This window comes from Pseudomonas sp. HAR-UPW-AIA-41 (assembly GCF_002304225.1).
Lineage (GTDB): Bacteria > Pseudomonadota > Gammaproteobacteria > Pseudomonadales > Pseudomonadaceae > Aquipseudomonas.
Genome location: NZ_NSLB01000001.1, coordinates 217,605 through 236,076, shown reverse-complemented (window position 1 = coordinate 236,076; position 18,472 = coordinate 217,605). Strand labels below are relative to the sequence as shown.

Below are 18,472 nucleotides of genomic sequence, written 5' to 3'. Positions count from 1 at the left end.
GCTGAGCCGCCTTTACCCCGGAGCATCACCATGAAAAAAATAAGTGCCTCCCTAGCACTGGGACTTTTGAGCCAGCATGTATACGCCGCCGGCTTCATCGAAGACAGCAAGGCCAGCCTCGGCCTGCGCAATTTCTACATCAACCAGGACACCCGCAACGCGGACGGCGCCACCCAGGAAGAATGGGGTCAGGGCTTCCAGTTCAACTACATCTCCGGCTACACCGAGGGGACCGTCGGCTTCGGCGTCGACGCTCTCGGCCTGCTCGGCGTCAAGCTGGATTCCGGCAAGGGTCGCCATTACAACCCCGACTCCAGCAAATACGGCGGCACCGTGTTCCCCACCGACGAGAACGGTCGCGCGGTGGACAACTTCGGCAGCCTGGGGCTGACCGGCAAGGTGCGTCTGTCGAAGACCGAGGCACGCATCGGTACCCTGCAGCCCAAGCTGCCGGTGGTCACCTTCAGCGACGGTCGCCTGCTACCGCAGACCTTCGAGGGTGGCCAGATCACTTCAGCCGAGATCGACAACCTGACCCTGGTCGGCGGCCAGCTGGAACACGCCAAGGGGCGCAGTTCGAGCAACAACGAAGGCCTGTCCATCTCCGGAGCCAACAACGCCAAGACCGGCCAGTTCAGCAACAAGTTCTACTACGCCGGTGGCGACTACAAGATCGGCAAGGACCTGCTGGCGCAGTACTACTACGGCGAGCTGAACGAGTTCTACCGCCAGCACTTCCTCGGCCTGACCCACAGCCTGGCCATCGGCCCGGGCGCGCTGAAATCCGACCTGCGCTACTTCAAGAGCGACGCCGACGGCAAGAACGACAGCGCCGCCGGGGTGGCCAAAGGCTATGCCAGCACTGGCTACTACGGTCTGAACGCGGCCGGCAAGGCGATCACCAAGGGCGAAGTGGACAACGACACCTGGAGCGCCCTGTTCACCTACAGCCTCGGCGGCCACGGGCTGAGCGCCGGCTACCAGGAAGTCTCCGGCGACAGCAACTTCCCCTACCTGAACCAGGGCGACGGCGCCACCGCCTACCTGATCACCGACCGGCAGATCGGCAAGTTCGCCAGTGCCGGCGAGCGCACCTGGCTGGCCGAGTACGGCTACGACTTCACCAAGGCCGGCGTACCAGGTCTGAAGGCCACTGTCACCTATCTATCCGGCGACAACATCGATTCGGCCGACGGCGAGAAGAAGGAATGGGAACGCGACTTCCGCCTCGACTACGTGCTTCAGGACGGTGCCCTCAAAGGCCTCGGTTTCTCCTGGCGTAACGCCAGCCTGCGTGGCAACACCAGCGCCGCCGACCAGGACGAGAACCGCCTGATCGTCAGCTACAGCCTGCCGATACTCTGAGCTAGCCCCAAGAGGAGCCTCGCCTGATGGCGAGGCTCTTAGATTGCTATGTCGTGGGCGATGGGGAATGCCCCTACGATGAAATGGCGTCAGCTTGCCCTTCGTCGACCGAGGCAAACGATGTTAGCTACCGCAAGGTCTAATCGATCCGTGACTGCCGCAGCCGTAAGGCGTTAAACACCACGGACGCGGAGCTGACACTCATCGCCAGCGCAGCGATCAAGGGCGACAGAAGATGTCCTGTCAGCGGATACAGCAGCCCGGCCGCTAGCGGGATTCCCATCGCGTTGTAGAGGAATGCAAAGGCAAGGTTCTGCCTCATGTTCTTCACCGTGGCCACCGACAAGGTGCGCGCCCGCAGGATGCCCATCAGGTCTCCCTTGACCAGGGTCACCTGGGCGCTGTTCATCGCCACGTCGGTGCCCGTGCCCATAGCGATGCCTACGTCGGCCCTGGCCAAGGCCGGCGCATCGTTGATGCCGTCGCCCGCCATGGCAACACGCCGGCCATAGCTCTGCAGTTCGGCGACTAATTTCTCCTTGTCCTGCGGTTTCACCTCGCCATGCACCTCCTCGATGCCTAACTGCTTCGCCACGGCTCTTGCTGTGGTGAGGCCATCGCCAGTGGCCATGATGACCTTCACGTCAGCGTTCTGGAGTTGAGCAACAGCCTGTTGGGAGGTCGGTTTGATTGGATCGGAAACGGCCAGGAGACCCGCCAGGCGACCATCGACGGCCAGATAGATGATGCTGATGCCCTCCAGGCGCAGTTGCTCTGCACGGTTACGCAGCGGAGTAATATCGACGCCCGCCTCCTCCATCAACGCTGTGTTCCCAAGCTGCAGTTGATGGCCATCGACCTGTCCGCGTACACCAATACCTGAGCCAGATTCGAAGGTCTCCGGTTTCACCAGGGCAAGACCCTGTTCACGCGCATGATCGACAATGGCATGCGCCAGCGGATGCTCGCTGCCCTGGTCCAGGCTTGCGGCCAAGCGCAGAACCTCGACCGAGTCGAACGGCCCGGTTCCCTCTGCACTATGAAAGGCCGGCCGCCCCTGCGTCAGTGTCCCGGTCTTGTCGACGATCAAGGTGTCGATTTTGCAGAGGTTCTCGATAGCGCTGGCATCGCGGAACAACACACCGCTGCTGGCGGCCTTGCCGGTCGCGACCATGACCGACATCGGCGTTGCCAAGCCCAGGGCGCATGGGCAGGCAATGATCAGTACGGCCACAGCGTTGATCAGGCCAAATACCCAACCTGATTCCGGCCCGAACACCCCCCAGCCAAAAAATGTCAGGATCGCGATCAGGATCACCCCCACCACGAAATACCCTGCCACGGCATCGGCCATACGCTGCATGGGCGCCTTGGAACGCTGGGCCTTAGCCACCATCTGGACGATCTGCGACAACATGGTTTCGGCGCCCACCTTCTGCGCTTCCATCACCAGGCTGCCGTGGGTGTTCAGGGTGGCACCGATGAGGGTATCCCCTGCCCGCTTGGTGACGGGCACCGGCTCGCCGGTGAGCATCGACTCGTCGACAGCGCTCTCGCCCTCCAGCACGGTGCCATCCACCGGGACTTTTTCGCCCGGCCGGACACGCAAGTGGTCACCCTGATGGACGTGGGTCAGCGGAATATCTTCTTCCTGGCCGTCAGGCCTGATGCGCCGGGCAGTCTTGGGGGCCAATCCCAGCAGTGACTTAATGGCGGCAGAGGTCTGCGAGCGGGCTTTGAGTTCGAGCATCTGGCCCAACAGCGTGAGCGAGATGATCACCGCGGCGGCCTCGAAGTAGACGCCGATGCGTCCATCCTGAACGAAGGCCGCCGGGAACCACTGCGGCACCAGGGTGGCTGCCACGCTGTAGAGGTAGGCGGCTGCAGTTCCTAATCCGATCAGGGTCCACATATTAGGGCTGCGTTGCCGGATGGAGTCTATTCCGCGAGTGAAAAATACCCAGCCACCCCAAAGCGTCACGGGCGTTGCCAGAACCAGCTCAACCCAGTTCTGGGATGTTCCATGGAACAGCTGCAAGGAATGACCAGCCATCGCCAGCACGGTCACGATGACGGTCAATGGCAGGGTCCACCAGAACCGTCGCGAAAAGTCTTTCAGCTCCGGATTTTCTTCGTCCTCCAGCTCTGGAATGACGGGTTCGAGCGTCATCCCACAGATCGGGCAGTTGCCAGGGCTCGGTTGGCGAATCTCGGGATGCATCGGGCAGGTGTATTCAGCCCCCAGTCCTGCCTGAGTTGAGTACTCTGGCCGAGCGGCATGCTGGTGGTGCCCGGCATGCGATTGATGGCTCATGTACTGATGAGGGGCTGCCTGGAACTTCTCCTGGCATTTTGTACTGCAGAACCGATAGGCCCTTCCCTCAAAGTTCTCCTGGTAAGGACTATCAGATTTGACCTCCATGCCACACACCGGATCGCGTGGGCTCTCTGGATGGCCGTGCGAGTGATGTGCATGGCCCTGGTCATGATGGCAGGAGGTCTTTTGCATTCGAGTTACTTCCTATCCTCGTCCTTGGAAACTGCGGCTCCGCTGGAGTGGGAGTGCCCGCCATGATTGTGGCCAAACAGATGCATCAGCGGGCATAGCAGCAGGATGAGGTATGGCAAAGCCTGCGAAAGATGACCGTAATGCTCGCGCGCGACATAGAAGATGCCGATTACGGCCAGCATGATCAGTGCGATGCCAATCTTGCTCTTCCAAAAAGGTGGTTCCGTAGTGCCAGTGTGGTGCGTGTGATCCATGACAATAGCCTCGGTTCAATGACCATAGAATCAGCATAGGTTGCTCTAGCCAGGCAGAGTTGACGCGTATCAATGGAGTTCAGCGTACGGTCACCTTACCGACCATTCCCGACTGATAATGTCCAGGAACATTGCAGGCGAACTCCAGATCAGTAGCGTCGGAGAAGGTCCAGATCAGCTCTTCGCGTGCACCTGGCTCGACCAGAACGCTGTTGGGATCGTCGTGCTCCATGCCGACCATCTTCATGCCGCCCATGGCGTGGTCCATTTTGCTCATGTCATGCGCTGCAGTCGGGGACAGCGTGCCGTTCTGAAACATCGCAGCCATCTCTTTCTGATGCGCAGCATGGGATGCCGCTTTGCCAAGGTTGAACTCGTGCAGCAGGGCTCCCTCGTTCAGCAGTACGAAGCGAACCGTCTCGCCCGCCTTGATTTCCATTGCCTTGGGTTCAAAGAAGATGTCCCCCATCCGGACTTCGATGGTGCGATCTACTGCCTGACTGTCTCCCGGTTGCCCGATACTGTCTTTCTTGTGGCCCGGGCTGGCCAGCGCATTGGCAGCACTGAGCAGTAAACCAAGGGTGGTGATTATGAAAGCGGGTCTGAGTTTCATGGTGTGCCTCTGAGGTGTTGAGGAGGGATGAGTCCCGATGCTAATGAGGTGCAACTGGCGGTACGCTGACGCGAAAACTACATCGCAGTAAGGTTCGTCAGATCGGTGCTACCCAGCCCGCGGCCAACGGGTAGCACCGGTGCCGGACTAACGCAGAGCAAACTCACCGACCATTCCCGCCTGGTAATGCCCAGGCAATGTACAGGCGAAGCTCAAACTGCCCGCCTGAGGGAAGGTCCACACGAACTCTTTAGTTGTGCCGGGCTCGACGAGAACCGCGTTCGGGTCGTCATGCTTGGCTTTGATGACTTCCGGATAGCCTGGAGGGTTGGAGTCTCCCGTGCCATAACGCTCATGCCAGACAATACGCTCGGCCATGCCGGTCGGGGTCAGTGTGCCGTCCTTGAACAAGGACGCCATCTTGCGCTGGTGCTCCAGCTGGGACGCTGCCTGCCCGATGTTGAACTCGTGCATCAACGCGCCCTCGTTCTTCAGAACGAAGCGCACGGTTTCACCTGGCTTCACATCGATCGTTTTCTGGCTGTAGTTGATGTCGTCCATCTTTACCAAGATGGTACGAGTCGCTGGCGTCGCCTGGGCCTGCTGCCCAATGCCATTGCTACTGCCGCCGACCTCGGCAAATGCCGGAAAGGTGGTGCTGATGAACAGAGTGCTGATCAGCAGTTTAAGGGGTAAGCGTTTCATGGTGAGACCTCGCGATGGGTGCTGGAAATCTCATGCTATTCCCCGCTTGCTGCCAGGCCGCTGACCCCAGAACTACAATTGCGTCAGCTGGGAAAAAGCACGGCGCCACAAAGGCGCCGCTAGGCCAAAGGAGCAATCACGAAAGGCCTGGAAGATGGGGGAAATCTTTACTGATGGCATTCCTTATCGGCCATCATCAACTTGTGCTCTCGAATCATTTGACCCAGCACGTCGTCTACCAACTTGTCATGCTTTTCCATCCAGGCCAGATGCTCTTCGGCAGACATGTTCGGCGCGGGATGCTCGTTGTGCAGCTGGCTCATGATGTCTTCGAGCATGTTCATATGCGCCTTCATGTGCACATGCCGCTCGCCGACCGGGGCCTTCTCCGCCTGGATCAGCACGACTTCTGCTTTGTCGCGCATCTGCTGGATGCGCTCGAATACACGGTCGCTGCCCCCTTCGGCCCAAGCCATAGAAGAGAGCAGTAGCGAGCCAACCAGAAGCAAAGGTTTCAGCGATTTCATGGGACAGTCTCCATCAGTGCAAACTATGGCCGGCACCTCTGCTTTTGGTCTGTCGAGGGCCGAGAGCACAACCTAGTGCTCATGCTTGCACCTTAGACAAGCCACCCTGTCAGCGAGCTGAAGCCAGAATTACATTTTCGTAAGCGTCTGGTTACCACCACTTACTGCCTGCAAACTTCAAGGCCCATGACCCTAGGAGTGTTCGCGCATGAAACTACTGATTGCTGAAGACGAGCCCAAAACCGGTACGTACCTGCAGCAAGGCCTCACCGAGGCTGGTTTTAACGTCGACCGAGTTATGACAGGCACAGATGCTCTTCAGCATGCGCTGAATGACTCTTATGACCTGCTAATACTGGATGTAATGATGCCGGGGCTGGACGGCTGGGAGGTGCTGCGCAGAGTGCGCGCCGCAGGCAAGGATGTTCCCGTATTGTTCCTGACCGCTCGCGACGGCGTGGAGGATCGCGTCAAGGGCCTGGAGCTTGGCGCGGACGACTATCTAATCAAGCCATTTGCTTTCTCAGAGCTGCTAGCCAGGGTCAGAACGCTGTTGCGCCGGGGTGTTGCATCTACGTCACAGACCACAATGAAGATAGCCAACCTGGAAGTCGACCTGATGAAGCGGCGCGCTGTCCGCGGTGGTAAAAGAATTGACCTGACAGCCAAGGAGTTTTCATTGTTGGAGTTGTTACTACGCCGACGCGGCGAGGTGCTCCCCAAGTCGTTGATCGCCTCCCAGGTCTGGGACATGAACTTCGACAGCGATACCAACGTCATCGAGGTTGCCGTGCGCCGACTGCGCGCCAAGATCGACGACGATTTCGAGCTCAAGCTGATCCATACCGCCCGTGGCATGGGCTACATGATGGATGCGCCGGAGTGAGGTTCAGTCACCTGTCGCTGACCGCGCGCATGAGTCTGATGTTCATGTCCGTGGTGATTGCCGTCCTGGCCGCAGCGGGGCTGGGCTTCAACATGCTCAGCCAGCACCACTTCAAGATGCTCGATCAGCAGGCACTGAGCGAGAAACTCGAATCCACCCGCTACATCCTCGGCAATGCCAAGGGCGCGAACCTGGCCGCCGAATTACCGCAACTGCGGGCCCTGCTGGGCGCTCATCAGGATCTGCTGGCGACCATCCTCTCCGGCGATGGCACCGTGCTGTTTTCCGCGCCCGCAGCCGTCAAGATTCCCGACATTGCCAAGCGAGCCGAAGCCGGGATGTGGGACTGGCAAGACGGTGAGCACACATATCAGGGCGTGACCGCCAAAATCCAGGTCACGGGGCAGCCCCAGCCGCTCACCGCGATACTCGCCCTCGACGTCACCAGTCACGCACACTTTCTCGACAACCTGCAGCGCTGGTTCTGGATCGGCCTGACCCTCAGCGCCCTGGTCAGCGCCGCGCTGGGCTGGGCAGTGGCACGCAGTGGCCTTGGCCCCCTGCGCCAGGTCACCCAGGTAGCCACCGCGATGTCTGCCCGCTCTCTGCAGGAGCGCATTCCCCTGGGACCGGTACCGCAGGAGCTGCAGCAACTGGTTCTATCCTTCAACGCGATGCTGGCCCGGCTGGAAGATTCCTTCGTCCGGCTCTCCAATTTCTCCGCCGACATCGCCCACGAGCTGCGCACTCCGCTCAGCAACCTGATGACCCACACCGAGGTGGTGCTCAGTCAAAAGCGCGATACCGAGGCCTACGAGGAGAACCTCTACGCCAACCTGGAAGACCTGAAGCGCATGTCCCGGATGATCGACGACATGCTGTTTCTGGCCAAGGCCGATAACGGCCTGATCGTCCCGGAACAAACCGACATCGAACTGGCGGACGTTGCCGCCAAGCTGGCCGAGTACTACCGCCTGCTGGCCGAAGAGCGCGACATCCGAATCGCCGTAACGGGAACAGGTCGAGTGCAGGGCGACCGGCTGATGCTCGACCGCGCGATCTCCAACCTGCTGTCCAATGCCCTGCGCTATACGCCGCCGGGACAGACGATTGCGCTATGCATCCACCAGACAGCCGACACCACTGGCCTCAGCATCGAGAACCCGGGCGGGACAATAGCCCCGGAGCACCTGGCGAAACTCTTCGACCGCTTTTACCGGGTCGACCCTGCCCGGCGCGAAGGCAGCCCGAGCAATGCCGGCCTGGGCCTGGCCATCACCCGCTCCATCATCGAAGCCCACAAAGGCCGCATCTGGTGTACTTCGGTAGAGGGCCTCACAGGTTTTCACATCGAGCTACCCCAGCACCCGTATCTAGTTGATACGAGCGTAAGGGCATAAATTGCTATTGGTTTCAAAATCGACAGATGACCGCTATTGGCCGATTTCAGCCAGATAAAGATCTGCCCCTCATCCTCTGCAGTGGCTTCTAATTTCCGCTCGAGACCTTTGGCTGAAAGGTAGAGCTTCTTGTTGCTCACCGCTCAGAGAAATTGACGATAATCATTATCATAAAGATTAATGCCTTCTAGCATGACGCCATCTACCTCTCTTCAGGAGTTCGTCATGCTACGCCCTGCCCTTGTGTCTCTCTGCGCCCTGCTCGCCACTCCGTTGCTCAGCGCCAAGGAATACCCCATCGGAGAACCCCAGACCTGCGCAGGGATGGAAGTAGGTGCTGTGTACCTTCAACCGATCGAGATGGACCCACCGGGCATGATGCGCCCGGCGGTAGATTCCGACGTGCACATGGAGGCCGACATCAGCGCCCTGGAGAACAACGCCCACGGTTTCCAGGAAGGCAGCTTCGTGCCTTATCTGAGCGTGCGCTACCGCCTGAGCAAGGTCGGCAGCGAGCAGACCCTGCAAGGCGACTTCCACGCCATGGTAGCCAACGACGGCCCGCACTATGGCGACAACATCAAGCTCATGGGCCCCGGCCAGTATGAACTGACCTACTGGGTCGGTGCTCCCGTCGGCAGCCACGCCCAGCACTTCGGCCGCCACACCGACAAGGAAACCGGTGTGGCGCCCTGGTTCGCCACCTGCGAGCTGCACTACAGCTTCACCTACGCAGGCATCGGCAAGAAAGGCGGCTACTAATCCCCCGCGGCGCGCCCATGCGCGCCATTCTCCCCGGAGAGTGCCCTATGCATTACCAAGCCCTCTGCCTGCTGTTCGCCGCCCTGCCCGGGGCCCTTCTGGCCGCCCCGCTACCGAGCTACGAGCTGAGCATTCGTGACGGTCACTTCACCCCGGCCAGCCTGCAGGTACCCGTCGGGCAACGCTTCAAGATCGTCGTGCACAACGTCGGCCAGGGCCCCATCGAATTCGAGAGCACACCTCTGCGTGTGGAGAAGGTGCTCAGCCCCGGCGTCAGCTCCTTCGTCGTGATCCACCCCCTCAAGCCCGGGCGCTACCAGTTCTTCGACGAGTTCCACCCCGAACTGCCGCAAGGCGTGATCGAGGCCCGTTGACCCGCATTCCTCGAGGAGCAAACATTATGGAGCAAGCCTTGGTAATCGTCTGGCGCGAAAGCGTCGAGGCCCTGCTGGTGATCGGCATTCTGTATGCCTGGCTGCACCGCCAGGGCGGCCAGCAGCACGCCCTGCTGCATCTGTGGGGCGGCGTCGGCGCCGGCCTGCTGCTGGCGGGGGTGTTGGCCGCGCTGATGGCTCTGGCCGGCGACTGGATGAGTGGACCGGGCGGGGAATGGTTCCAGTCCGGCCTCAGCCTGCTCGCCTGCGCATTGATTCTGCAGATGGTGCAATGGATGGCCCGCCATGGCGGGCAACTGCGCCACCAGCTCGAACAGCAGGCCGATAGCGCCCTGCAGCACGGCCGTCTGGCCAGCCTGTCGCTGCTGGTGGCCCTGGCGGTGGCACGCGAAGGCAGCGAGACGGTGATTTTCCTGTATGGCGTCAGCGCCTCCGCTGCCAACCAAGCCGATCTGGCCAGCCTGGCGCTTGGCGCTGGCCTTGGCCTGCTGCTCGGCCTGCTGTGCTTCGCCCTGCTGCAGGCCGGGAGCCGCTTCATCGCCTGGCGCCAGTTCTTCCTGGTCAGCGAAGTGCTGCTGTTGCTGCTTGGCGGCGCCCTGCTGATGAGCGCTGTAGACCGCGCCAGCGGTCAGTGGATGGCCATGGACCTGCCCGAACAGCTCTACACCCTGCTCAGCGAGCCGCTGTGGGACAGCTCGGCGCTGCTTGACGACGGCAGCAAGCCGGGCGCGCTGCTGGCCAGCCTGAGCGGCTACCGGGCCATGCCCTCCGCCCTGCAGGTGGGCCTGTTGGGCAGTTACTGGCTACTCGCCTGGAACCTGCTGCGGCAACCGCGGAGGGTCCTGCAGAGTCGCCTGGCATGAACGCGGCGATCAACCGCCAGCTCACCCGCCTGGGCCACGCCATGCGCCGCTATGGCGCGCTGATCCGCAAATTGCAGTGGCTGGTGGTGCTGGTCTATGCCGCTCTGCTGGTGATCCCCGCCCTGCTACCCCTGCCGCCCGGCTCGGCACGCCTGCTGGACAACCTGACGTTATTCGCCCAGTTCGTCTTCTGGGGCCTGTGGTGGCCGTTCGTGCTGCTGTCGATCGTGCTGTTCGGCCGCCTGTGGTGTGGCGTGCTGTGCCCGGAAGGCTCGCTCAGCGAATGGGCCAGCCAGCACGGCCTCGGCCGCGGCACCCCGCGCTGGATGCGCTGGGGCGGCTGGCCGACCCTGGGTTTTCTGCTGACCACTCTGTACGGCCAGTTGATCAGCGTCTATGACTACGCCCAGGCCGCCCTGCTGATCCTTGGCGGCTCGACCCTGGCGGCCATGCTAGTGGGTTACCTGTACGGTCGCGGCAAGCGCGTGTGGTGCCGCTACCTGTGCCCGGTCAGCGGGGTATTCGCCCTTCTGGCCAAGCTCGCCCCGCTGCACTTTCATGTCGACGAACAACGCTGGCGCGAGAACCAGCCGCCCCATCTACCGCCACCCAACTGTGCGCCGCTGCTGGATATCCGCCGCATGCGAGGCGCCTCGGCCTGTCATGCCTGCGGCCGCTGCAGCGGCCAGCGCGATGCGGTGCGCCTTATCGCCCGCTCCGGTAACGAGGAAATCGTCCGCTACGGCGCCGATGGCGACACCACCTGGGAGGTGCGCCTGCTGCTATACGGGGTGATCGGCCTGGCCATTGGCGCCTTCCAGTGGACAGTCAGCCCATGGTTCATCGCCCTGAAGCAAGCGCTGGCCGAATGGCTGGTGCGCTGTGGCATCTTCTGGCCGCTGGAGGCCGACGCGCCCTGGTGGCTGCTGACTCATTATCCCAAGCTCAACGACGCCTTCACCTGGCTCGATGGCCTGAGCATCTGCCTGTACCTGGGCGCCGGCAGTCTGCTACTCGGCGGTGGTCTGCACCTGCTGCTCACCGGCGCCGCCAGGCTGGCCGGGCAAGGCGCGGTGTTCGCTCGCCAGGTCGCCCTGTGCCTGCTGCCAACCGGCGCGGCCGGGCTGTTTCTCGGTCTCTCCGCCACCACGGTCAAACTGCTGCGCTACGAGGGCCTGGCCCTGCTATGGATGCCAAACGTGCGCGGTGCGCTGCTGAGCGTCGCAATCCTTTGGAGTCTGCACTTGGGCTGGCAGGTTTGCAGTGCCCTGAGGCCTGCCCAGCGCCTGCCAGTCCTGAGCGCCTTGGTGCTGGCCAACTTGCTGATCGCAACAGCCTGGTGGCTGCAGTTCTGGGGCTGGTAAGAGCAGCTCAGGCCTCGCGCAGCTCGAAGCGGGGAAACAGTTGTTCAAGGTAGGGCCAAAGCTGGGCCGCCTCGACCGGCATCGGCGCGGCGCCCAGTTCCGGATCGAGCATCTGCTGAGGGCGGGCCAGCTGCACCACGAAGCGCTGCACCCCCAGCGCCGCCAGACGTTCAGCAAGACGTTGCAGGCGCTGGCAGTCGAACAGTTGCCAGTGCACGGTGGTGCGGCACTCATAATCCACGCCACTTTCCAGCAGAGCCTCCAGGCTGTTCCAGTTGGCCTGGCCACTACCTGTAACACCAGTGATCAGCTCGGCCTCCTCTTCCAGCGCCTTGACGTCGAAACCGACCCAGTCACACAGCGGCAGCACGCGCTTGAATGAGGCCGGCTTGATCCCGGCGCTATGCAGGCCGACCTTGAAACCCAGCTCACGCACCTTACGCATCGCTCCGGGCAGGGCCTTCTGCAAGGTCGCCTCGCCACCACTGAAGACCACCGCATCGAGCAGACCGCGGCGCTTGCGCAGAAAGCGAAGCACCTCGTCCCAAGTGATCGGCGTGGGCACCTTGGCACGGATCAGTTCCGGGTTATGGCAGTAACGGCAGCGCCAGGCGCAGCCCTGGCAGAACAGCACGCAGGCCAGATGATCGGGATAGTCGAGGGTGGTCATCGGCAGCAATCCGCCCACCCGCAGCGGAGCATCCAGCGGGCCACTGCCGAAGGACTGACAAGGACTGTTCATGACCAGCTCCTGAGGTTACAGATGACAAAGCCAGACCCGCGCAAATCTACGCACGGGCCTGGCCGGATGGCGCCGCTGGCGACTTATTTGGGTTCGCAGAAGTGCTGGCGCTCGCGGTGCTCGGACTGCTTGCCTGGATTGAAGGCCGCCACCGGGCGGTGGTAGCCCATCACACGAGTCCAGACTTCGCAGCGCTGGCGTTGGGCTTCTGGCAGTTGCATGGCTTGATTCATGGTGTTGCTCCTTGCTGTGAGGTAGAGGTCATTGTCAGGCACAGGTGCTGCAGGCATGCTGGCGCTGCAGCAGCACTTCATCGCATTTCGGGCAGAACTCGTGCTCGCCGGCCAGGTAGCCGTGTACCGGGCAGATCGAGAAGGTCGGGGTAATGGTTAAGTACGGCAGGCGGAAGCGGCCCAGCGCAGTGCGCACCAGCTGCTTGCAGGCCTGCGCCGAGGAAATCCGCTCGGCCATGTACAGGTGCAGCACGGTGCCGCCGGTGTACTTGCACTGCAGGGCATCCTGCAGCTCCAACGCCTCGAACGGATCGCTGGTAAAGCCCACCGGTAACTGCGAGGAGTTGGTGTAGTAAGGCGCCTCGAGGGAGCCGGCCTGGAGAATGTCGGGGAATCGCTTTTTGTCTTCCTTGGCGAAGCGATAGGTGGTGCCCTCGGCCGGGGTGGCTTCGAGGTTGTACAGATGGCCGCTGTCCTCCTGGAACTGCACCAGTCGCCCGCGCACATGGTCGAGCAGACGGATCGCCATCTCACGTCCGGCCTCGGTGTGCAGCCCCTCCTGATCGCAGGTGAAGTTGCGCAGCATCTCGTGCAGGCCGTTCACGCCGATGGTGGAGAAGTGGTTGCGCAGCGTGCCGAGGTAACGCTTGGTGTACGGGTAAAGCCCGGCGTCCATGTGATGCTGGATGACCTTGCGCTTGACCTCCAGGCTCTCGTAGGCCAGCTGCAGCAACTCGTCCAGACGCAGGATCAGCCCTTCCCAGTCCAGCCGGTACAGATAGCCCAGACGTGCGCAGTTGATCGTCACAACGCCTAGCGAGCCGGTCTGCTCGGCCGAACCGAACAAGCCGTTGCCGCGCTTGAGCAGCTCGCGGACGTCCAGTTGCAGGCGGCAGCACATCGAGCGCACCTGGTTGGGCTGCATGTCGGAGTTGAGGAAGTTCTGGAAGTACGGCAGGCCGTAGCGCGCCGTCATCTCGAACAGGCGCGTGGCATTGTCGCTGTCCCAGGGAAAATCATGAGTGATGTTGTAGGTCGGGATCGGGAAGGTGAACACCCGGCCCTTGGCGTCGCCGGCCATCATCACCTCAATGTAGGCGCGGTTGATCAGCTCCATCTCGGCCTGCAGCTCGCCGTAGCAGAACGGCATCTCCTGACCACCGATCACCGGCACCTGCTCGCGCAGGTCTTCTGGGCAGACCCAGTCGAAGGTCAGATTGGTGAAGGGCGTCTGGGTGCCCCAGCGCGACGGCACGTTGAGGTTGTAGATGAACTCCTGCAGCGACTGGCGCACCTGCTCAAAGCTCAGGCTGTCCTTACGAACATATGGCGCCAGATAGGTATCGAAGGAGCTAAAAGCCTGGGCCCCGGCCCACTCGTTCTGCAAGGTACCGAGGAAGTTGACCATCTGCCCCAGGGCGCTGGACAGGTGCTTGGGCGGCCCTGCCTCGACGCGCCCGGGCACGCCGTTTAGCCCCTCATGCAGCAAAGTGCGCAGCGACCAGCCCGCGCAGTAGCCGGCGAGCATGTCCAGGTCATGGATATGCAGGTCGGCCTCGCGGTGGGCCCAGCCAATCTCCGGGCTGTAGACCTCATCCAGCCAGTAGTTGGCGGTAACCTTGCCAGCCACGTTGAGAATCAGCCCGCCCAGGGAATAACCCTGATTGGCGTTGGCCTGCACGCGCCAGTCCTCGCGCTTCAGGTACTCGTTCATCGAGGCAGCAACGTCCACCAGAGTCTTGCGCTCACGGCGCAGGCGGCCATGGCGTTCGCGGTAAACGATGTAAGCGCGCGCCGTCTTGTAGAAGCCGGCATCCATCAGCACCCGCTCGACGCGGTCCTGCACCTGCTCGACGTCCAGAGCGCGGATACCCTTCAGGCGCTGCAGCACGGCGGCGGTCAACGCCTCGGTTTCCTCCGCCGCGAACTCACCGGTGGCCTGCCCGGCGGCGGCGATGGCACGGGCAATTTTCCCGGCATCGAAACACACCTCACTGCCATCACGCTTGTACAGCAATGCTGGCAGACCAGCCTCGGATAGGTCACGCATAGACACCCCCTGAAACACCATATGCTGTTGTCGATTTAATAAACAGGCACTAGATGATGGGTAATCTACGAGCAATCGAAGCGATCAACTTGATTGCAGTCAAGCCCGGAAAGGCGCTGACGAAAAATCACCAGAAAGCACGACTGGCGCAAAAAAACGGGGCGCTTATGCGCCCCAAAGGGAGGGTATGAATTTTCACGCCAGCGGAATTAACCGCCGCTGGCATTCATGAAGCGCAGCACCTGCACCTCACCATCCACGCTGAATTCGTGGCGCAGCGGCTTACGCGCAAGGGCCACCTGCAGGGCATCGAGCAGAGGCTGGTCCGTTTCCGGGTAGCGGCGCAGCAAGGCGCGCAGGTCGATGGAATTTTCGTGGCCAAGACACAGCAGCAGACGCCCCTCGGCAGTCAGACGAACACGATTGCAGGTGCTACAGAAGTTGTGGCTGTGCGGCGAAATGAAGCCAATGCGGCTCTCGGGGAAATCCTTCAGTCGGACATAACGGGCCGGCCCGCCGCTCTGCTCGGCGCTGTCTATCAGACTGTAGCGCTCGGCGATGCGCTCGCGCACCCAGTCACTGGAACAGAAGCTCTCGCCACGAGACCGCCCCACCTCGCCCAGCGGCATCTCCTCGATAAAGCTGATGTCCAACCCGCGGTTGACCGCAAAGTCGACCAGATCGACCACCTCGTCGGCATTGCGTCCCTGCATCACCACCGCGTTGAGTTTGACCCGGGCAAAGCCGGCGCTGCTGGCGGCCTCAATCCCGGCCAACACCTGGGCCAGATCGCCTGTGCGGGTGATGGCGCGAAACTTGTCGGCGTTCAGGCTATCGAGACTGATGTTCATGCGTTTGACACCGGCGTCGGCCAGCGGGCGTGCCAACCTGCCCAACTGCGAACCGTTGCTAGTCATCACCAGCTCACGCAGGCCCGGCAGAGCGGCGATCTGTTCGCAAAGGCCTACGATCCCTTGACGCACCAGTGGCTCGCCGCCGGTCAGGCGAATCTTCTTCACCCCGTTGGCGACGAACAATGCAGCTACCCGCTGGATTTCCTCCAGGCTTAATACCTGCTGACGCGGCAGAAAGGTCATGTCCTCGGCCATGCAATAGACACAGCGGAAATCACAACGATCAGTCACTGACAAACGCAGATACTCAATGCTGCGGCCAAAGCCATCCTGCAATTGTCTATAGATCATGACTTACTCCCCACCGCGCCTTGCCCGATGGCTTCTGATCAGAAGCCAGAAACACTGGCACTGTCATTTTTATTGCATTAACGGTGACTCGGCACCATCCAAAACAATGCCCTGAATGTCGGCCATGCTGACCAGGTTCTTCAGGTACTGAGCCACCGCCACCTGCCAAACACGCTGATCCAGTTCAGCCCGAATCGAACCTTGCACTACCTCGAAAGGCAGCAGCTGTCCTTCGATACGCTGATCAACCCACACCACGTGAAAGCCGTAGCGACTCTCTAGTGGCTGGCCGGCCAGCCCCAGCGGCAGACGCAGCAACTGACGCTCGAACTCGGGCACCGTTTGCCCCTGGCTGATCTGGCCGAGTGCACCGCCCTGCTCTTTCGAGGGGCATGACGAATGGGCGAGCGCCAGTTCAGCAAAGCGCGCGCCATCAACCTGAAGCTGAGCCAGCAAGGCCTCAGCCTGCTCGCGCCGCTCGCTGCGCTGTTCGGGGTCATCGGCCGGACAGGCCAGCAGGATATGCCGGGCGGCCAGCAGTGGTGCGCTGGCATAACGCTGGCGGTTGCGTTCGAAATATTGGCGGCAGACCGCTTCATCGGCATGCGGTAACGGGACTTCGAGTTCAAGAAGAGTGCGCGTCAGAGCCTCTTCTTCGCTCTCGCCGGCGCCCACCTCAACCTGCAGGCCAAGCTCGGCGATACGCTGCTGGATCAGTTCGCGCAGCACCAGCGCTTGGCTGGCGAGGAAAATCGCTTCCTGACGGGTGCTGGCCGGGTGGTACTGTAGTTCCTGAGCAATAGCTTCCTGACTGAGCGCCACACCATTGACCTTGATCCGCGGCCACTCCTGCTCGCTGGTGACGATCAGTTCAGGCCCTGAGGCCGGTTCGTCATCCTGCTCCTGCACTGCTTCGCTGGCTTCACTGGCAGCAGGCTCAAAAGCCTGGACGCCAGCCTGCTTGACATCTAGTGGCACTTCCCTCGCCGTGCCACCGGCGCAGCCGCCACCACTTCCGTTACCACCGCATCCACAACCCATTTCACACCTCCACACATTCGATTGGCGATGGAGCCGCAACACACGGTTCTCTCCATCCTCGTAGCAGGTCAGGCGGATCGGCTGGCCGACGCGCAGCCGATCCAAACAAACCTCAACCTTTCTGGCGTACGATCTGATAGCGCCGGCCCAGGTACCACACCGGAGCACTGACGATGTGCACCAGGCGGGTGAAGGGGAACAGCACAAACAGCGTCAGGCCGAGGAACACGTGCAGCTTGTAAACAAGGCTCACCGGGGCGATCGACGCGGCGGCCTTCACTGGCTGCAGGGTGACGGTGTACTGGGCCCAGTCGGCCAGCATCACCATCACCGAGCCATCCATGTGGTGGGTCGAGGCGTAGATGGTGCCCAGACCGAGCAGCAACTGCGCCAGCAACACGACCAGGATCATGGTGTCGGAGAAGCTGGAACTGGCGCGCACGCGGTCATCGCACAGGCGACGCTTGAGCAGCATCAGCAGACCGATCAGGCACAGGCCGCCGAACAGGCCACCGGAGACCATCGCCAGCAGCTGCTTGTTCTCGGTGCTGATCACATGGTGATAGACCGAGGCCGGGGTCAGCAGGCCCACGAAGTGACCCGCCAGCACGAACAGCACGCCGACATGGAACAGGTTACTGGCGATGCGCATGTAACGCTGTTCGGCCGGGGTGCGGTTGAAGATCTGGCTGGAGCCGGCCTTCCAGCTGTACTGCGACAGGTCGAAGCGCGCCCAGCTGCCGATCAGACAGATGGCCAGGGCGATGTAGGGATACAGGCCGAAGGCCAGCAGGTTCAGGTTAGACATGACGTACCTCCTGGGCAGGCGCGGCGGCCTGTCCTTCTAGCTTGAAATCCACCCAGTGCAGCGGCACCGGCACTTCTTCACGCGCCTTGCCCGGCATCGAGGTCTGGCTCGGGCAGCGGTCCTGCTGCTCGGCCTTCATGAAGTCCACAGCTTCCTCTTCCCAGATCTTGTCGAGCGCCTCGAGCGAGTCGTCGCGCACTTCGGCGGCGACCTGCTCACGCACCTCGGCCACGGCCTGCTGCGGCTGCACGCCGGCAATCTGCAGCAGGGCCTGGAAACAGGCGGCGTAAGGACTGTCACGCTCAACCAGTCGGGCCGCGAGGAGCGCCAGCAGATGGGATACATCGGCCAGGCCCTCGCGGGCCTCGAGATCCTCGCGGGTAGCCAGGTACTCGAGGTACAACGGGATGTAATCGGGCAGTTCGCGAACGTCGATGGCGAAACCGGCGTCCTGGTACTGAGCCATCAAATCGACCATAGCCTGGCCACGGTCGCGCGATTCGCCATGCACGTGTTCGAACAGCAGCAGCGACAGGGAGCGGCCCTTGTCGAACAGCTCGCTGTAGCGTTCCTGCACGTCCATCACGTCACCGCCGGCCAGCTCGTCGAGGAGCGCGATCAGCGCCGTGCGCTGCGCGGGGCTGATCTCGCGGGCGCGGCCGATGGCTTCGTTAAGCTCGTCGCGGGCGCTTTGCAGCGCCTCGGTCGGGTAATCCAGCAAGAGGGAAATCACCTTGAGGATTTGCATAC

At 61.9% G+C, this 18,472-nt stretch carries 19 protein-coding genes; 7 read left to right on the top strand and 12 right to left on the bottom strand.

Annotated features, from left to right (window positions below; all coding sequences use genetic code 11):
- The first annotated feature begins 30 nt into the window (after positions 1 to 30).
- Complete coding sequence (locus CK486_RS01115; RefSeq protein ID WP_021703182.1) at positions 31 to 1,365, top strand: OprD family porin; 1,335 nt, start codon at positions 31 to 33, stop codon at positions 1,363 to 1,365.
- Between the two features lie 139 nt (positions 1,366 to 1,504).
- Here CK486_RS01115 and CK486_RS01110 read toward each other — a convergent pair whose 3' ends face one another.
- The 5 genes from CK486_RS01110 to CK486_RS01090 form a co-directional block, all read right to left on the bottom strand.
- Positions 1,505 to 3,874: a heavy metal translocating P-type ATPase gene (locus tag CK486_RS01110; RefSeq protein WP_095938458.1), complete on the bottom strand. Its 2,370-nt coding sequence runs from the start codon at positions 3,872 to 3,874 to the stop codon at positions 1,505 to 1,507.
- Positions 3,875 to 3,879: 5 nt separating this feature from the next.
- A complete protein-coding gene (locus tag CK486_RS01105; protein ID WP_009686142.1) occupies positions 3,880 to 4,128 on the bottom strand; it encodes a DUF2933 domain-containing protein in 249 nt (82 codons plus the stop codon).
- 79 nt (positions 4,129 to 4,207) lie between these two features.
- A complete protein-coding gene (locus tag CK486_RS01100) occupies positions 4,208 to 4,741 on the bottom strand; it encodes a plastocyanin/azurin family copper-binding protein (RefSeq protein WP_021221948.1) in 534 nt (177 codons plus the stop codon).
- Between the two features lie 147 nt (positions 4,742 to 4,888).
- A complete protein-coding gene (locus tag CK486_RS01095) occupies positions 4,889 to 5,446 on the bottom strand; it encodes a plastocyanin/azurin family copper-binding protein (protein WP_021221949.1) in 558 nt (185 codons plus the stop codon).
- Positions 5,447 to 5,613: 167 nt separating this feature from the next.
- On the bottom strand, positions 5,614 to 5,973 hold the full coding sequence (locus CK486_RS01090; RefSeq protein WP_095938457.1) for a co-regulatory protein PtrA N-terminal domain-containing protein: 360 nt from the start codon (positions 5,971 to 5,973) through the stop codon (positions 5,614 to 5,616).
- A gap of 208 nt (positions 5,974 to 6,181) precedes the next feature.
- Here CK486_RS01090 and CK486_RS01085 point away from each other — a divergent pair, with 208 nt between their 5' ends.
- The 6 genes from CK486_RS01085 (at position 6,182) to CK486_RS01060 (ending at position 11,643) form a co-directional block, all read left to right on the top strand.
- Positions 6,182 to 6,859, top strand: coding sequence for a heavy metal response regulator transcription factor (locus CK486_RS01085; protein WP_093986763.1), 678 nt, complete (start codon positions 6,182 to 6,184; stop codon positions 6,857 to 6,859).
- Entirely contained in the window at positions 6,856 to 8,259 is a 1,404-nt protein-coding gene (locus CK486_RS01080) for a heavy metal sensor histidine kinase (RefSeq protein ID WP_095938456.1), read from the top strand. Before CK486_RS01085 ends, CK486_RS01080 begins: the two co-directional genes overlap by 4 nt.
- 225 nt (positions 8,260 to 8,484) lie before the next feature.
- Positions 8,485 to 9,021: an iron transporter gene (locus CK486_RS01075; protein WP_095938455.1), complete on the top strand. Its 537-nt coding sequence runs from the start codon at positions 8,485 to 8,487 to the stop codon at positions 9,019 to 9,021.
- 47 nt (positions 9,022 to 9,068) lie between these two features.
- Entirely contained in the window at positions 9,069 to 9,395 is a 327-nt protein-coding gene (locus CK486_RS01070) for a cupredoxin domain-containing protein (RefSeq protein ID WP_095938454.1), read from the top strand.
- Positions 9,396 to 9,421: 26 nt separating this feature from the next.
- Positions 9,422 to 10,279: an FTR1 family protein gene (locus CK486_RS01065; protein ID WP_095938453.1), complete on the top strand. Its 858-nt coding sequence runs from the start codon at positions 9,422 to 9,424 to the stop codon at positions 10,277 to 10,279.
- Positions 10,276 to 11,643, top strand: coding sequence for a 4Fe-4S binding protein (locus CK486_RS01060; protein WP_095938452.1), 1,368 nt, complete (start codon positions 10,276 to 10,278; stop codon positions 11,641 to 11,643). The genes CK486_RS01065 and CK486_RS01060 overlap by 4 nt, the downstream gene beginning before the upstream one ends.
- Positions 11,644 to 11,650: 7 nt before the next feature.
- Here the strand turns inward: CK486_RS01060 and CK486_RS01055 are convergent, their stop codons facing one another.
- The 7 genes from CK486_RS01055 to narJ all read right to left on the bottom strand — a co-directional run bounded on the left by CK486_RS01055 (position 11,651) and on the right by narJ (position 18,470).
- Entirely contained in the window at positions 11,651 to 12,349 is a 699-nt protein-coding gene (locus CK486_RS01055) for an anaerobic ribonucleoside-triphosphate reductase activating protein (RefSeq protein ID WP_095939027.1), read from the bottom strand.
- Positions 12,350 to 12,468: 119 nt separating this feature from the next.
- Positions 12,469 to 12,618: an anaerobic ribonucleoside-triphosphate reductase gene (gene nrdD / locus CK486_RS01050; RefSeq protein ID WP_095938451.1), complete on the bottom strand. Its 150-nt coding sequence runs from the start codon at positions 12,616 to 12,618 to the stop codon at positions 12,469 to 12,471.
- A gap of 34 nt (positions 12,619 to 12,652) precedes the next feature.
- Positions 12,653 to 14,668 (bottom strand): ribonucleoside triphosphate reductase, encoded by a 2,016-nt coding sequence (locus tag CK486_RS01045; protein ID WP_095938450.1) that lies wholly within the window; start codon positions 14,666 to 14,668, stop codon positions 12,653 to 12,655.
- A 209-nt stretch (positions 14,669 to 14,877) separates the two neighbouring features.
- Positions 14,878 to 15,873: a GTP 3',8-cyclase MoaA gene (gene moaA, locus CK486_RS01040; RefSeq protein WP_095938449.1), complete on the bottom strand. Its 996-nt coding sequence runs from the start codon at positions 15,871 to 15,873 to the stop codon at positions 14,878 to 14,880.
- 69 nt (positions 15,874 to 15,942) lie between these two features.
- Positions 15,943 to 16,914 (bottom strand): peptidylprolyl isomerase, encoded by a 972-nt coding sequence (locus tag CK486_RS01035; protein ID WP_095938448.1) that lies wholly within the window; start codon positions 16,912 to 16,914, stop codon positions 15,943 to 15,945.
- Between the two features lie 112 nt (positions 16,915 to 17,026).
- Positions 17,027 to 17,722 (bottom strand): respiratory nitrate reductase subunit gamma, encoded by a 696-nt coding sequence (gene narI / locus CK486_RS01030; protein WP_095938447.1) that lies wholly within the window; start codon positions 17,720 to 17,722, stop codon positions 17,027 to 17,029.
- On the bottom strand, positions 17,715 to 18,470 hold the full coding sequence (narJ, locus tag CK486_RS01025) for a nitrate reductase molybdenum cofactor assembly chaperone (RefSeq protein WP_095938446.1): 756 nt from the start codon (positions 18,468 to 18,470) through the stop codon (positions 17,715 to 17,717). Before narJ ends, narI begins: the two co-directional genes overlap by 8 nt.
- Positions 18,471 to 18,472: the final 2 nt, after the last annotated feature.

Coding starts and splice junctions, on each gene's coding strand:
- CK486_RS01115 (WP_021703182.1), top strand. CDS start 31: ATGAAAAAAATAAGTGCCTCCCTAGCACTGGGACTTTTGAGCCAGCAT.
- CK486_RS01110 (WP_095938458.1), bottom strand. CDS start 3,874: ATGCAAAAGACCTCCTGCCATCATGACCAGGGCCATGCACATCACTCG.
- CK486_RS01105 (WP_009686142.1), bottom strand. CDS start 4,128: ATGGATCACACGCACCACACTGGCACTACGGAACCACCTTTTTGGAAG.
- CK486_RS01100 (WP_021221948.1), bottom strand. CDS start 4,741: ATGAAACTCAGACCCGCTTTCATAATCACCACCCTTGGTTTACTGCTC.
- CK486_RS01095 (WP_021221949.1), bottom strand. CDS start 5,446: ATGAAACGCTTACCCCTTAAACTGCTGATCAGCACTCTGTTCATCAGC.
- CK486_RS01090 (WP_095938457.1), bottom strand. CDS start 5,973: ATGAAATCGCTGAAACCTTTGCTTCTGGTTGGCTCGCTACTGCTCTCT.
- CK486_RS01085 (WP_093986763.1), top strand. CDS start 6,182: ATGAAACTACTGATTGCTGAAGACGAGCCCAAAACCGGTACGTACCTG.
- CK486_RS01075 (WP_095938455.1), top strand. CDS start 8,485: ATGCTACGCCCTGCCCTTGTGTCTCTCTGCGCCCTGCTCGCCACTCCG.
- CK486_RS01070 (WP_095938454.1), top strand. CDS start 9,069: ATGCATTACCAAGCCCTCTGCCTGCTGTTCGCCGCCCTGCCCGGGGCC.
- CK486_RS01065 (WP_095938453.1), top strand. CDS start 9,422: ATGGAGCAAGCCTTGGTAATCGTCTGGCGCGAAAGCGTCGAGGCCCTG.
- CK486_RS01060 (WP_095938452.1), top strand. CDS start 10,276: ATGAACGCGGCGATCAACCGCCAGCTCACCCGCCTGGGCCACGCCATG.
- nrdD (WP_095938451.1), bottom strand. CDS start 12,618: ATGAATCAAGCCATGCAACTGCCAGAAGCCCAACGCCAGCGCTGCGAA.
- CK486_RS01045 (WP_095938450.1), bottom strand. CDS start 14,668: ATGCGTGACCTATCCGAGGCTGGTCTGCCAGCATTGCTGTACAAGCGT.
- moaA (WP_095938449.1), bottom strand. CDS start 15,873: ATGATCTATAGACAATTGCAGGATGGCTTTGGCCGCAGCATTGAGTAT.
- CK486_RS01035 (WP_095938448.1), bottom strand. CDS start 16,914: ATGGGTTGTGGATGCGGTGGTAACGGAAGTGGTGGCGGCTGCGCCGGT.
- narI (WP_095938447.1), bottom strand. CDS start 17,722: ATGTCTAACCTGAACCTGCTGGCCTTCGGCCTGTATCCCTACATCGCC.
- narJ (WP_095938446.1), bottom strand. CDS start 18,470: ATGCAAATCCTCAAGGTGATTTCCCTCTTGCTGGATTACCCGACCGAG.